Annotated in this window: 10 protein-coding genes and 1 pseudogene; 2 read left to right on the forward strand and 9 right to left on the reverse strand. The window is 70.4% G+C overall.

The features are described 5' to 3' along the window. The first annotated feature begins 41 nt into the window (after nt 1–41). Nucleotides 42–1232, forward strand: a complete 1191-nt coding sequence (locus ACSQ3D_RS06845) for a PepSY-associated TM helix domain-containing protein (RefSeq protein WP_436126356.1) — start codon at nt 42–44, stop codon at nt 1230–1232. Nucleotides 1233–1381: 149 nt separating this feature from the next. Here the strand turns inward: ACSQ3D_RS06845 and ACSQ3D_RS06850 are convergent, their stop codons facing one another. From ACSQ3D_RS06850 to ACSQ3D_RS06885, 8 genes and pseudogenes are all read right to left on the reverse strand, one after another. Next, on the reverse strand, nt 1382–2389 hold the full coding sequence (locus ACSQ3D_RS06850; protein WP_056421185.1) for a P1 family peptidase: 1008 nt from the start codon (nt 2387–2389) through the stop codon (nt 1382–1384). Between the two features lie 66 nt (nt 2390–2455). Further along, the gene (locus ACSQ3D_RS06855) at nt 2456–2860 is read right to left on the reverse strand and encodes a copper-binding protein (protein WP_436126357.1); all 405 of its coding nucleotides are present in this window, start codon (nt 2858–2860) and stop codon (nt 2456–2458) included. Further along, on the reverse strand, nt 2857–3351 hold the full coding sequence (locus ACSQ3D_RS06860; protein WP_436126358.1) for a DUF411 domain-containing protein: 495 nt from the start codon (nt 3349–3351) through the stop codon (nt 2857–2859). The genes ACSQ3D_RS06855 and ACSQ3D_RS06860 overlap by 4 nt, the downstream gene beginning before the upstream one ends. 173 nt (nt 3352–3524) lie before the next feature. Next, nucleotides 3525–4007, reverse strand: a pseudogene (locus ACSQ3D_RS06865) (cupredoxin domain-containing protein); the annotation flags it as partial. Nucleotides 4008–4025: 18 nt separating this feature from the next. Beyond that, nucleotides 4026–5408: a multicopper oxidase family protein gene (locus ACSQ3D_RS06870; protein ID WP_436126359.1), complete on the reverse strand. Its 1383-nt coding sequence runs from the start codon at nt 5406–5408 to the stop codon at nt 4026–4028. A gap of 2 nt (nt 5409–5410) precedes the next feature. Next, the gene (locus ACSQ3D_RS06875; RefSeq protein WP_436126360.1) at nt 5411–6898 is read right to left on the reverse strand and encodes a TolC family protein; all 1488 of its coding nucleotides are present in this window, start codon (nt 6896–6898) and stop codon (nt 5411–5413) included. After that, nucleotides 6895–7227: a hypothetical protein gene (locus ACSQ3D_RS06880; RefSeq protein WP_436126361.1), complete on the reverse strand. Its 333-nt coding sequence runs from the start codon at nt 7225–7227 to the stop codon at nt 6895–6897. Before ACSQ3D_RS06880 ends, ACSQ3D_RS06875 begins: the two co-directional genes overlap by 4 nt. A gap of 328 nt (nt 7228–7555) precedes the next feature. After that, a complete protein-coding gene (locus ACSQ3D_RS06885; RefSeq protein ID WP_436126362.1) occupies nt 7556–8083 on the reverse strand; it encodes a hypothetical protein in 528 nt (175 codons plus the stop codon). Between the two features lie 307 nt (nt 8084–8390). On the opposite strand from ACSQ3D_RS06885, the gene ACSQ3D_RS06890 reads away from it, so the two are divergent. After that, nucleotides 8391–11936 (forward strand): EAL domain-containing protein, encoded by a 3546-nt coding sequence (locus tag ACSQ3D_RS06890; protein ID WP_436126363.1) that lies wholly within the window; start codon nt 8391–8393, stop codon nt 11934–11936. On the opposite strand, the gene ACSQ3D_RS06895 is transcribed toward ACSQ3D_RS06890, so the two are convergent. After that, entirely contained in the window at nt 11921–12580 is a 660-nt protein-coding gene (locus ACSQ3D_RS06895) for a YitT family protein (RefSeq protein ID WP_436126364.1), read from the reverse strand. The genes ACSQ3D_RS06890 and ACSQ3D_RS06895 overlap by 16 nt on opposite strands. Between the last annotated feature and the right edge of the window lie 141 nt (nt 12581–12721).

Consider the following 12721-nt stretch of genomic DNA (forward strand, 5'->3'; position numbering starts at 1 on the left):
GCGCAGGCCTCAGGCGGGTGCGACCTCCATCGGACAAATTGATGCGCAAGCTGCTGGTACTGCTGCACCGCTGGGTGGGCCTGTTCATGGCCGTGTTCCTGGCGGTGGCCGGGCTCACGGGCTCCGTCATCGCGTGGGAGCATGAACTCGACCGCTGGCTCAACCCCGGTTTTCACCGCGCGGTTCCCTCGGACGCGCCGCTGCTGACCGCCACCGAAGTCGCGCGCCGCGTGGAGGCCGCGCACCCGCAATGGCAGGTGAGCTTTCTGCCCCTGTCCGCGCCGCCGGGGCAGACACTGGTGATGATGGTGGAGCCCCGCGCCGACCCCGCCACCGGCAATCCGTACACGCTGGGGTTCGACCAGATCGCCGTGCACCCTGCCACCGCGCAGGTGCAGGGCCGGCGCACCTGGGGCGAGGCATCGCTGGCGCGCGAGAACATCGTGCCCTTTCTGTACAAGCTGCACCACACCCTGTTCCTGCCGCGCGCCTGGGGTGTGGACTGGGCGGTGTGGTTTCTGGGCGCGGTGGCGATGCTGTGGACGGTGGACTGCTTCATCGCGCTGTGGCTGTCGTTCCCGCGCCTGTCGGCCTGGCGCAAGTCGCTGCGATTCCGGTGGGCGCGGGGCGGGCAGGCGATCAACTTCGACCTGCACCGCTCGGGCGGCGTGTGGACCTGGGCGCTCATGCTGGTGCTGGCCGTCTCGTCGGTGGCGATGAACCTGCACGACGAGGTGATGGAGCCGCTGGTCAACCTGATCTCGCGCACCAGCCCGAGTCCCTTCGACGACCGGGTACCGCGCGGCCCCGCGCAGCGCGCCGTGCCACCGACCGTCGACAGGGCCGCGATCGTGGAGCGTGCGCGCGCCGAAGGCCTGCGCCGCGGCTGGCCCGACCCGCCGGGCTTTTTGACCTATCGGCCTGCGTTCGGCCTGTATGGCGTCGATTTCTACGTGCCCGGCGTCAGCCGGGCGGGCCTGGGCCCGCCGCGCCTGTACTTCGACGGCGATACGGGCGCCCTGGTCGGGCAGCGCGTGCCGGGCGAGGGCAGCGCGGGAGACCTGTTCATGCGCCTGCAGTTTCCGCTGCACTCCGGGCGCATCGCGGGGCTGCCGGGGCGCATCCTGGTGACCGTGCTGGGCGTGGCGGTGACGGTGCTTTGCGTGACGGGCGTGGTGCTGTGGCTGGCCCGGCGCAGCGCGCGGCGCGCTGGCCGCACGGGACGCATGTGAACGCTTCCAACCACCGTGGCATTGGGTCTATGAATGCTTCGGCCCCCGGGTGGCCGACCGGCTGAGCTATCGGATCGCGCACGCCGGCATGCAGGTGCTCGGCGCGGCGGTATGGAGAAGACAGGAGCAGGGCGGCGGCGCCCCGCCATTCATCTGCCCAGGTCGCCCGCGCAAGGCAGGTAGAGCCCTTCGGCCGTCGTGATGGACCGCGCAGCGCGCGCAGCGCGCGCCGTGGCGATGGCGGTGGCTTCTGCCGCCATGGTGGCCAGCACCATCATGCCCAGGCTCTTGCCGGCACGGCCGGTGCCCAGGCTGAAGAGCGTGTCGCCGTCGGACATGGTGTGCACCGGGTTGATGCTGCGCGCCAGGCCGTCGTGCGCAGCCACGGCCAGGCGGTGCGCCTGTACCTTGGTGATGACGGCGTCGGTGGCGACCACGCCGATGGTGGTGTTGGTGCCCGCCAGCAAGGGCTGGGGCGGGTCGCCGCGCAGCAGGGCGCGGCGCGTGTCGCGCAGGCGCAGGCCGTCGTCGGTGCGGGCGCCGGCGATCACCTGGGCGGTGTCGGGGTCCACCACGTCGCCCAGCGCGTTGCAGGCAATGAGCGCGCCCACCGTCACGCCATCTACCGTGACGGACGCGGTGCCGATGCCGCCTTTCATCGCGCGCTGTATACCGAAGATCTTGCCCAGCGCCGCGCCCGTGCCCGCGCCCACGTTGCCTTCGGCCGGGTCGGCGGTGGAGGCGGCGTCGCACGCGGCGTAGCCGGCTGCTGCATCGGGGCGGATGCGCATGTCGCCCACCAGCAGGTCGAACAGCACGGCCCCCGGCACGATGGGCAGGCGGCCCACGGCTACGTCGAAGCCGATGCCACGCTCCTCCAGCCAGCGCACCGCGCCGCTGGCGGCATCGAGCCCCCAGGCGCTGCCGCCGGCCAGCATGATGGCGTGCACCTTGTCCACCAGGTTGGAGGGGTCGAGCAGGTCGGTCTCGCGGGTGCCGGGCGCTGCGCCGCGCACGTCCACGCCGCCCACGGCGCCGTCGCGGGTCATGATCACGGTGCAGCCGGTGGGGCGGCGGGTTTCGGTGAAGTGGCCGACTTCGATGCCGGCCACGCGGGTGATGCTGCCGGCGTCGCCGGCCAGTGCGTGGGAACTCATGGCTGCCGATTATGGAGCCCTGGTGCCGCGCCGCGCTGGCGCTGCGTCAATGCCCGGCGGGCCAGGTCATGGCGCCTTTTCGATGTGCACCACATGGTAGGCACCGCCCACCTGCTCGGCCCGGAACCGCACCTTGTCGCCCGTCTGCAGGCTGCCCACCACGCCCGCGTCCTGCACGCGGAACACCATGGTCATGGGCGGCATCTGCAGGTTCTGGATCTCGCCGTGGCGCAGCGTGACGCGCAGGGTCCGCGGGTCCCAGCGGGTGATCTCGCCCTCGCTCAGCGGTGCCTGTGCGGCCGCCGATGCCGGCTGCTGCGCGCCGTCGGTGCTGTGGGTGCCGTGGGCGCCCTGGGCGCTGTGGCTGTCGCTCGCCGTGGCTGCAGAGGCCTGTGCCGGGGCCTGCGCGAGGACAGGAGCCGACGCCAGGATCAGCAGGCTGGCGGCCAGGGTGATGGCGATGTTCGTCATGTGGATGCCTTTCGGTGGTAGCTGTTGAACACGCGGGTGCTGCCGTCCCGCAGCACCAGCAGCACGTCGTACGGGTCGCGGCGGTTGCCGTAGGCGGCGCCGTCCATGCCGGGCGAGCCCACCGGCATGCCGGGCACCGCCAGGCCCAGCGCCTTGGGCTTTTGCTGCAGCAGGGCGCGCACGTCGCTGGCGGGCACATGGCCTTCGACCACATAGCCGCCCACCAGCGCGGTGTGGCACGAGCCCAGCTGGGGCGGCAGGCGCATGCGGGCGCGCACGGCGTTGTTGCCCGTGTCATGGACCTTCACGGCAAAGCCATGGGCCTGCATGTGGTCCAGCCAGTCCTGGCAGCAGCCGCAGTTCGGGTCTTTCCAGACTTCCAGGGGGGTGGGGGCCGCTGCAGGTGTGGCCAGGGGCAGGGCGCCTGCGACGAGCAGGCCCGCGCTGCGGGCCAGCCAGGTGCGGCGGTTGCCGGTTGCGGGGTGTTGCATGGGATGCCTTCTTTCTCTCTGCGTTCGTGAATGTTCCGTGTCCGTGGGACCTCAATCCGCTACCGCCGGTCGAAACCGGCACAGCACAACGCCAGTGCCACCGTGGAACCGGCTTTGCCGGGCCACCGGTGGCGTCCCCCTCTGGGGGAAGGCGCGCAGCGCCTCAGGGGGGGGCTCACCGTGATGGTCCCGGTCATGCCTGCCTGGTAGTGGCCGGGGATGAGGCAGGCAAAGTCGAAATCGCCGGGGCGGTTGAACTGCCACACTATGTCGCCCTTTTGGCCCGCGCCCACATGGGCCATGTATGGCTCGTCGTGCTCCATGCCGGGGTGCCTGGCCATCAGTTCGGCATGCGCATCCAGGTCGGCCCGGGTGCCGATCACGATCTCGTGCAGCACCCGGCCCTTGTTCTCGGCGCGCAGGCGCACGGTCTCGCCTTCACGCACCACGATGCGGCTGGGCGTGAAGCGCATGTCGTCGGTCATGCGGATGGTGATGGTGCGGGCCACCGCCCGGTCGTCGCCTGCGATGCCCCAGGCCTTTTGCTCCTTGGCTGCGGGCGCGCTGCGGGTGTGGTGCGGTGTGTTTTCATGAGAAAAAGAGGCGCTACCGCTTGCCAGTAGAGCGCAAGCAGCTATCAATTGAATAGCATTCATGGCTATGGATCTCCGTGGTCAGTGCGCGTGGCCGCCGGGCGCGGGCTTGCGGGCGTTGGGCGCCCCCGGGGCGGTGCCCGGGTTGCTGGTGCGTGGGGCAGGGGGTGTGCTGGCGGGCGTGCCCTGCCATTCATAGGCCTGGGTGCCGGGCGGCTGCGGGTAGTCGCCGGGGTCGCGGTAGTCGCCCGCCGCCTGGTCGGCGCGCACCTTGAAGGTGGTGAACATGCCGCCCATCTCCAGCGGGCCGTAGGGGCCGGTGCCGGTCATCATGGGGAAGGTGTTCTCCGGCAGCGGCATCTCCATGGCGCCCATGTCGGCCATGCCGCGCTCGCCCATCACCATGTAGTCGGGCACGATCTTCTGGATCTGGCCGACCAGGCCTTCATGCTGAACGCCGATCATGGTGGGCACGTCGTGCCCCATCGCGCCCATGGTGTGGTGGCTCTTGTGGCAGTGAAAGGCCCAGTCCCCGGGCTCGTCCGCAATGAACTCGATCTGCCGCATCTGGCCCACGGCCACGTCGGTGGTCACCTCGGGCCAGCGCGCGCTGCGCGGCACGGGGCCGCCGTCGGTGCCGGTGACTTCGAACTCGTGGCCGTGGATGTGGATGGGGTGGTTGGTCATGGTGAGGTTGCCCACGCGGATGCGCACGCGCTCGCCCTGGCGCGCCACCAGCGGGCTGATGGCCGGGAAGGCGCGGCTGTTCCAGCACCAGATGTTGTGGTCCAGCATGGTGTTGACCTTGGGGGTGCGCGCGCCGGGCTCCACGTCGAAGGCGTTGAGCAGGAACGCGTAGTCGCGCTGCACCGGAGCAATGAGCGGATGCGCAGCCTTGGGGTGCGTGATCCACAGGCCCATCATGCCCATGGCCATCTGCACCATTTCGTCGGCATGCGGGTGATACATGAAGGTGCCGGGACGGCGCGCCACGAACTCGTAGACGAAGGTCTTGCCCGGCTGAATGGCCGGCTGGTTGAGCCCGCCCACGCCGTCCATGCCGTTGGGCAGGCGCTGGCCGTGCCAGTGGATGGTGGTGTGCTCGGGCAGCCGGTTGGTCACGAAGATGCGCACGCGGTCGCCCTCGACCACCTCGATGGTGGGGCCGGGGCTCTGGCCGTTGTAGCCCCACATGTTGACGACGAAGCCCGGGGCGACCTCGCGCACCACGGGCTCTGCCACCAGGTGGAACTCCTTGACGCCTGCGTTCATGCGCCACGGGGTCGTCCAGCCGTTGAGCGTGACCACGGGGTGGTAGGGCCTGCCGGTGGGCGGGTGCAGCGGGGGCGCGGTGTCGGCACTCGCCTGCACGGCGGGTTCGGGCAGTGCGGCCAGGGCCGCGGTGCCCACCGATGCGGCGGCCACGGCTGTGGCCGCGCCGGAGAAGAAATGGCGGCGGTTCATGGTCAATGGCCTTGTGGTGTGGAGGGGGCTGCGGCGCCGGAAGGCAGGCCTTGCAGGGACTCGGGCGATGTACCGGTGGATGTGCCGGTGAGGGCCAGTTGCAGGTCGGTCTCGGCCAGCCAGAAGTCGCGCTGAGCGTTGATCGCATCGGCCACGGCCTGGGTGCTGCTGCGCGCCTGGGCCAGCAGCTCCCACACGCTGGCGAGCATGCCGTTGTAACGCAGGGTGGTCTCGTCGGTGATGAACTGGCGCAGCGGCACGACCTCGCCCTGCTGCTGGTGCGCCAGGTCGAGCGCGGTGCGGTAGGTCAGCCACGCGGCACGCACCTCGGCGCGGGCGCGCACGGCGGTGTCCTGCAACTGCGCTGCACTGAGCTGCGTCTGCGCCTGGGCGCGGGTGCGGGCAGCGCCGCCCCAGTCGAACAAGGGCAGCGGCAGGTCCAGCTCCCACCCGCGGGTGATCTCGCGGTGGCCGGTGTCGCGCTCTGCCGCGGTGTTGCGCTGGTAGGCCAGGCCGATGTCGCCGAACACGGCGCCCGCGCGGCGCCAGCCCTGCTGGCGGGCGTCCGTGTCGAGCTGGCGGCGCGCGGCCTGCACGTCCAGGCGCTCGCGCAGCGCGGTGGCCTCCAGGCCCTCCGCAGGCAGCGGGTCGGCAGGCAGCGCGGGTAGTCGGTCGGCCAGCGTGTACTGCTGCGCCGCCAGGCCCCACAGGCCCATCAGGCGGCTCAGTTGCTCGCGCTCTGTGGCGGCTGCCAGCCGGGCACGGGCGTGCTGGGCGTTCACCGCGTGCAGCACGGCCTGCTCGCGGGCCAGTTGCAGTCGGCTCCAATTGCCTGCGCGCACCATGCGGCGGGCCAACTCGGTCCCCGCTTGGGCCGCCGCTGCCATGCGGTCGTGCGCGCCGGCCACCTCCTGCGCCGCCACGGCGCGCAGCCAGGCGCGCCGCGTGTCGGCCGCCAGCACCACCACTTGCTGCGCCGTTTGCAGCGTGGCGATCTGCAGGCGCTCGGCCTGCCGCTCGGTGCGCCAAGGCAACGTCACGAGGTCGAGCAGGTTGAACGCCAGGCTGCGTTCTATCTCGCGCTCATGGGCATTCTGGAGCCGCGCGAGCGAGACATGCGGGTTGGGCAGCGTGATGGCCTGCACGCGCTCGGCATCGGCCACACCCAGCGCGGCCAGCCGTGTCTGCAGCCCCGGGTTGTTCAGCAGTGCGATGCGCACGGCAGCATCCTGGGTGAGGGGCGTTGCCAGCAGCGCTTGCACGGCCTGCTGTGCCTGCGCACTGGCTGCCGTGCCAACGGGAGGCAATGCCGCCCGGGATGTGCTGCCGGTGCGGTGGGCGGTGAGCGCGGCCACGTCGCCCCGCAGGCCGTCGGGTGACACGCTGGCGCAGCCGGCGAGCAGGGCTGCCGCGGCCAGCAGGCTCCAGCGGCAGGGGGCGTGGCGGCCAGCGCGTACCGCGGTTGCGGCGGGGAGGGTGCTGCGGTTCATGGCTGGCCCCCCGGTGCTGCGGGGTGGTGTTGAGGTCCGGCACCGGGCGCGGCGGGCCGGCGCGCCGCTCGCTCGCGGGCCTCCCACGCCAGGATGTCCGCGTGGCCGCGGGGAAATGCGGCCACTGCCTGGTTGGCCTGTGGCCAGGGCAGGGGCTGCGCTGCGGCATGGGCCACAGGGGGTTGCGGCCCCAGGTTTTGGTAGGTGAGCGGGGCGCTGGGCGCATCGGGGTCTGCGGCGCCGTGGTGGGCGGCGGGCTCGGTGCCAGCGCCCGCAGCGTGGGCAATTGCGGGGCTTGCCAGGGCCAGCGGCGCGAGCAAGGGCGCCATCAGCGCAAGGTGTGCGGTGTGCCGCGAGGTCCGCAGAAAAAATGGGTGTGCAGAAAAGCGCATGGAGATCTCCAGACAACGAAATCGTGGGAGCGCTGCAGGCTGGTGCGGGCACGCAGCCGGGGTGTCGGGGCCTGGGGGCGCCCGGTGGTGTGATCGCACGCGTTGCAGCAGTGCGCTTTCCGCCCCGCACGTTCCGTGGGCTGCAGCGCTGCGGTGTGCAGGCTGGTGCCTCGGTCAGCAGGGGGAAAGTCGCCGCTCCAACTGCGCAGTCACGCCGTGCCGGCGCCACAGGCCCCGAGTGCAGACGCACTTCGGGCGTTGGAGATCAGGCGATGGGGGGCTTGATGGCGCGCGCCGCAGGGGCGCTGACGAACTGCGCGAACGCGCGGGGCAGGCCCGAGCGTTGCGGTATGGGCGCGGGGCTCAGCGCCGCCGGGCCTTCGAGCATGGCCGAGTGGCAGATGTCGCAGGCCGAACAGGTGCTGGTGTGGTGGCTGTGCGCGTTGCAGCCGCCTGTGGCGTCGGTTGCACCGTGGCAGGCGACGGCCGGCAAGTCCTCTGTGGGCGCCTGGCCGTGGTCATGATCGTGGCCGTGGTCGTGATCGTGGTCATGCCCCTGTTCATGGCCGGCCTCCGGTACGCCCACGATGGCCGGGCTGAAACCGTGCGCCGCTGCCGCGGGTGCGGCCGGGGACGCGGAGGCTGGCGCAGCGTGGGCCCCTGTGGCGCCGTGCGCCGGGGCAGGTGCCGGGCCGGCGGGGACCGACGGCAGCATGCCTGCGGCCATGGCAGTGCCCATCAGGCCCCTGAGGACCAGCACCACCATCAGCACGAAGTAAAAGCCGCGACGCATCCCGTGATGATACGGGAGCCCCGCACGTTGTTGCGCTGCCGCACGCCTGCCACCCGGCCAGCCGTGAGGGCGTCTTCCTACACGTGGCTCTGCCGATGCCATGCGCAAATATGAGTACATATTTCGCGCGGAGTTGATTAGGATGGACAAACGCTGTCCGGCCGCTGGCGCCGGCGCTGTCGATGGTCAACCATGCCCCCCCGCAAAGAAGCCCCGTCCCCCTGAAAGGTCGCTGATGCCTTCGTGGCCGCCTCGGATCGCCGCACTCTGGAGCACCCTCTCCGCCAGAATCCGTTGGCTGATCCTGGTGGCATCGCTCCCCGCCGCGGCACTGGTGGTGCACCAGGCCAGCGAGCACCGGCTGGCAGGCGTGTCGGCCGCCCAGGAGCGGGCCCAGCTCACCCTGCGCGCGGTGGTGGCGGGCCAGGAGCGGCTCATCCAGTACACCCAGGACTTCTTGGGCAAGCTGGCCACCCTGCCGCAGGTGCACGATCCGTCGCAACCTGCGTGCGGCGTCTTTCTGGCCGAGGTGCTGGCCCTGCAGCCCCTGTACGTGAACATCGGCGTGCCGCGGGCCGACGGGGAACTGCTGTGCAATGCCCGCCCGCTCAAGGCGCCGGTGAACGTGGCCAACCGGCCGTACTTTCAGCGGGCCCTGACCGAACGCGAATTTTCGGTCGGGGCCTTCCAGATCGACCGGGCGGCGCAGGTGGCGAGCGTGAACTTTGCGGTTCCCGTCATTCCACCGGGCAGTACGCAGCCGGTGGGCGCGGCCGTGGCGGTGGTCGGCCTGGAGTGGTGGAGCCGGCGCCTGTCCGACCTGGGCCTGCCCGAAGGCGCCGTGGCCCGCGTGACCGACCCCGACGGCAAGGTGCTGGCCCGCTTTCCGCCCGACCCCGCCGAGCTGGGATCGGTGCTGGACGATGACGCCGAGTTCAGCGCCGCACTGCTGCAGTCCGGGCAGGGCGTGCTGCAGCGCACCACGGCCAAGGTACCGCACCTGGTGGTGTTCCAGCCGCTGATCGAATCGCGCGGCAAGGCCGTGGCCACCATGAGCCTGACGGTGCCGCTGGGGGCGCTGTACGCCGAGGCCAACAAGCACATGTGGATCGACATGGCCTTCCTGCTGATGGGTGTGGCGCTGTCGTTCCTGCTGGCGCGCGCCGGTGTGCGGCGCGCCGTCACCCGGCCCCTGCAGCGCCTGATTGCGGCCACCGACGAGCTGGCGCAGGGCCGCCATGTGCCGCTGGAGCGCACGCTGGGCGTGGCCGAGCTGTCCGAGCTGGGCCGGCGCTTTGACCGCATGGCCCGCACCCGGCAGGCCGCCGAGATCCAGCTGCGCCAGAGCGAAGAGAACCTTGCCATCACCCTGCATTCCATTGGTGACGCGGTGATGGCCACCGATGCAGCAGGCAACATCACGCGCATGAACCCCGTGGCCGAGCGCCTGACGGGCTGGCCACTGGCCGAGGCCATCGGCCGGCCGCTGCGGGATGTGTTCCGTGTGGTCAATGCCAGCACCCGGCAGGCGCAGCTCGACCCCGTGCAGTTGGTAATGGAGGGCGGCGAAGTGGTGGAGCTGAGCAACCACACCACGCTCATCTCGCACAGCGGCGCCGAGTACCAGATCGCAGACAGCGCAGCCCCCATCCTCAACGCGCAAGGCCAGATCGTCGGCGTGGTGCTGGTGTTCAGCGATGTGACTGACGCCTACCAGGCGCGCGAGCAACTGCAGGCCAATGCGGCACGCTTTCGCACGCTGGCTGCGCTGTCGTCAGATTGGTATTGGGAGCAGGATGCGCAGTTGCGCCTCACGCGGCTGGAGGGCAGCTCCGAAAGCCCGCCCGTGCAGGAGGCTGCCAAGCTCATCGGCAAGACCCGCTGGGAGGTGAACTCTCCGGGCGTGAGCGATGCGCAGTGGGCAGAACACCGCGCGCAGCTGGCCCGGCACGAGGAATTCCGCGACTTCGAATTCCAACGCGTCGCCCCGTCGGGCGAGGAATACTGGGTGTCCGTCAGCGGCACGCCGGTATTCGACGACGAGGGCCGTTTCGCAGGCTACCGGGGCGTGGGCAAGGACATCACCGCGCGCCGGCGCGACGAGCGCGAGCTGCGCATTGCAGCCATCGCATTCGACTCGCAGGAGGGCATGATGGTGACCGGCCCGGACACCATCATCCTGCGCACCAACCGCGCCTTCACGCGGCTCACGGGCTACGACGCGGAAGAGGCCGTGGGCCGCCCGGCGAGCCTGCTGGCGTCCGGCCACCACGACAAATCGTTCTTCGATGCCATGTGGGCCAGCCTGAACACCACCGGCGAATGGCGCGGCGAGATCTGGAACCGCTGCAAGAGCGGCGAGGTGCGGCTCAACTCCATGGGCATCACGGCGGTGCGCGACGGGCGCGGCGTGCTGACGCACTACGTCGGCATGCTCAGCGATCTGACCCAGCGGACCCAGGCTGCCCGAGAGATCGAGACGCTGGCTTTCTACGACGCCCTCACGCACCTGCCCAACCGCCGCCTGATGATGGACCGGCTGCAGCAGGCGTTTGCCACCAGTGCCCGCACCGGCATGCTGGGCGCACTGCTGTGCCTGGACCTGGACCACTTCAAAACCCTGAACGACACGCTGGGCCACGACATGGGCGATGTGCTGCTGCAGCAAGTCGCGCAGCGCCTGTCCGCCTGCGTGCGCGAGGGCGACACGGTGGCGCGGCTCGGGGGCGACGAGTTTCTGGTGCTGCTGGAGGACCTGGGCGCGCAGGCCACCGAAGCCGCCGAGCAGGCCCAGGCCGTGGGCGAGAAGATTCTGCTGGCGCTCAACCAGTCCTACCATCTGGCATCCCACCACGTGCACAGCACCACCAGCGTGGGCGCCGTGCTGTTCGACGCGCAGGGCCAGACGGTGGAAGACCTGGTCAAGCATGCCGATTTGGCGATGTACGCCGCTAAGACGGCGGGGCGCGACAGCATCCGCTTTTTCGACCCCATGATGCAGGCGGCGGTCACCGCTCGCGCTGCGTTGGAAGGCGATTTGCGCGTGGCGCTGGAGCAGGGCCAGTTCGTGCTGCACTACCAGCCGCAGATGGGCGTCGGCCTGCGCATGGTGGGGGCCGAGGCGCTGATCCGCTGGAACCACCCGGTGCGGGGCATGGTGGCTCCGCTCGAGTTCATCACGTTGGCGGAAGAGACGGGTCTGATCGTGCCCATCGGCGAATGGGTGCTGCGCACCGCCTGCCTGCAGCTGCGGCGCTGGCAGGGCCACCCGGCGACATCGTCACTGCAGGTGGCCGTGAACGTGAGCGCCCGGCAGTTCCGCCATGCGCACTTCGTGGAGCGGGTGGTGGCGGTGCTGCGCGAGACAGGCGCAAGGCCCGAGCAGCTCAAGCTGGAGCTGACGGAGAGCCTGGCGCTCGAGAACGTGGACGACACCATCGACAAGATGCACGCCCTGCGCGCGCTGGGGCTCCGGTTTTCGATGGACGACTTCGGCACCGGGCAGTCGTCGCTGGCGTACCTCACGCGGCTGCCGCTGGACCAGCTCAAGATCGACCAGAGCTTCGTGCGCAACATCGGCATCCAGCAGGCCGATGCACTCATCGTGCAGACCATCATCGGCATGGCGCACAGCCTGGACATCGACGTCATTGCCGAAGGCGTCGAGACCGAAGAGCAGCGCGCCTTTCTGGAGCGCCACGGCTGCAACCTGTGGCAGGGCTACCTGCTGGGCAGGCCCGTGCCCATGGAAGAGATCGAGCAGCGGCTCATGGCGCCTGCAACCAGTGGGGCAGCGGCCGCGCGGGGCAACGCGCCGGGCAGCGACGAAGGCTCGCCTCACACCGCCATGTAGCGCCCTGGCCGGTGGTTCATGGCCAGCACCAGGTTCAGCGCCACGGCGCCCGCCATCGACCAGGCCACGCGCATGGGCTCCACCGTCCACAGGGCCAGCAGCACGATGCAGCAGTCCACCGCCATCTGCACCTTGCCGGCACGCCAGCCGTAGCGGTCTTGCAGGTACAGCGCGGCAATGCCCACGCCGCCCAGGCTGCAGCGGTGGCGAAACAGCACCAGAAAGCCGGTGCCGGTGACCAAACCACCGGCGATGGCGGCGTACAGCGGCTGCAGCTGCGCGAACTGGAGCCATTGCGACTGCATTTCCGTCAGCAGAGACAGCAACAGCACCGCGATGAAGGTCTTGACCGTGAAGGCACGCCCCAGCTTGCGCAATGCCAGCCAGTAGAACGGCAGGTTGAGCACGAAGAAGATCTTGCCGAAGCCGATGCCCGTGGCGTAGTGCAGCAGGAAAGCCAGGCCTGCGGTGCCGCCGGTGAGCAGGCCCGCCGTGGTGAAAAACGCAACGCCCAGAGAGATGAGCAGTACGCCGGTGAAGATGGCCACCGCGTCCTCGGTGAGCGTGTGCGGCACGGCGGCGGGTGCCGCGGCTACTGGCAGAGGTGTGGAGGGCGGGACGGGGCTGGCGGGGGAGCTCGACATGGATGGGGCGGTGCAGGGCCGTGCGGGATGCGGACGTGAATTGGACCATGCAATACGCGTGCCGGACTTGTCGCTCGTCAAGGGCGGGTGGGACGGAATGCCCATAGGGAATCCTTGCATTGCCGGTGTGCCGCAGATGTA

The sequence above is a fragment of the Acidovorax sp. LjRoot117 genome (assembly GCF_964252695.1).
Taxonomy (GTDB): domain Bacteria; phylum Pseudomonadota; class Gammaproteobacteria; order Burkholderiales; family Burkholderiaceae_C; genus Acidovorax.

Excerpts from the sequence above, each read along its gene's own strand:
- ACSQ3D_RS06845 (WP_436126356.1), top strand. The coding sequence starts at position 42 with ATGCGCAAGCTGCTGGTACTGCTGCACCGCTGGGTGGGCCTGTTCATG.
- ACSQ3D_RS06850 (WP_056421185.1), bottom strand. The coding sequence starts at position 2,389 with ATGAGTTCCCACGCACTGGCCGGCGACGCCGGCAGCATCACCCGCGTG.
- ACSQ3D_RS06855 (WP_436126357.1), bottom strand. The coding sequence starts at position 2,860 with ATGACGAACATCGCCATCACCCTGGCCGCCAGCCTGCTGATCCTGGCG.
- ACSQ3D_RS06860 (WP_436126358.1), bottom strand. The coding sequence starts at position 3,351 with ATGCAACACCCCGCAACCGGCAACCGCCGCACCTGGCTGGCCCGCAGC.
- ACSQ3D_RS06870 (WP_436126359.1), bottom strand. The coding sequence starts at position 5,408 with ATGAACCGCCGCCATTTCTTCTCCGGCGCGGCCACAGCCGTGGCCGCC.
- ACSQ3D_RS06875 (WP_436126360.1), bottom strand. The coding sequence starts at position 6,898 with ATGAACCGCAGCACCCTCCCCGCCGCAACCGCGGTACGCGCTGGCCGC.
- ACSQ3D_RS06880 (WP_436126361.1), bottom strand. The coding sequence starts at position 7,227 with ATGGCGCCCTTGCTCGCGCCGCTGGCCCTGGCAAGCCCCGCAATTGCC.
- ACSQ3D_RS06885 (WP_436126362.1), bottom strand. The coding sequence starts at position 8,083 with ATGCGTCGCGGCTTTTACTTCGTGCTGATGGTGGTGCTGGTCCTCAGG.
- ACSQ3D_RS06895 (WP_436126364.1), bottom strand. The coding sequence starts at position 12,580 with ATGTCGAGCTCCCCCGCCAGCCCCGTCCCGCCCTCCACACCTCTGCCA.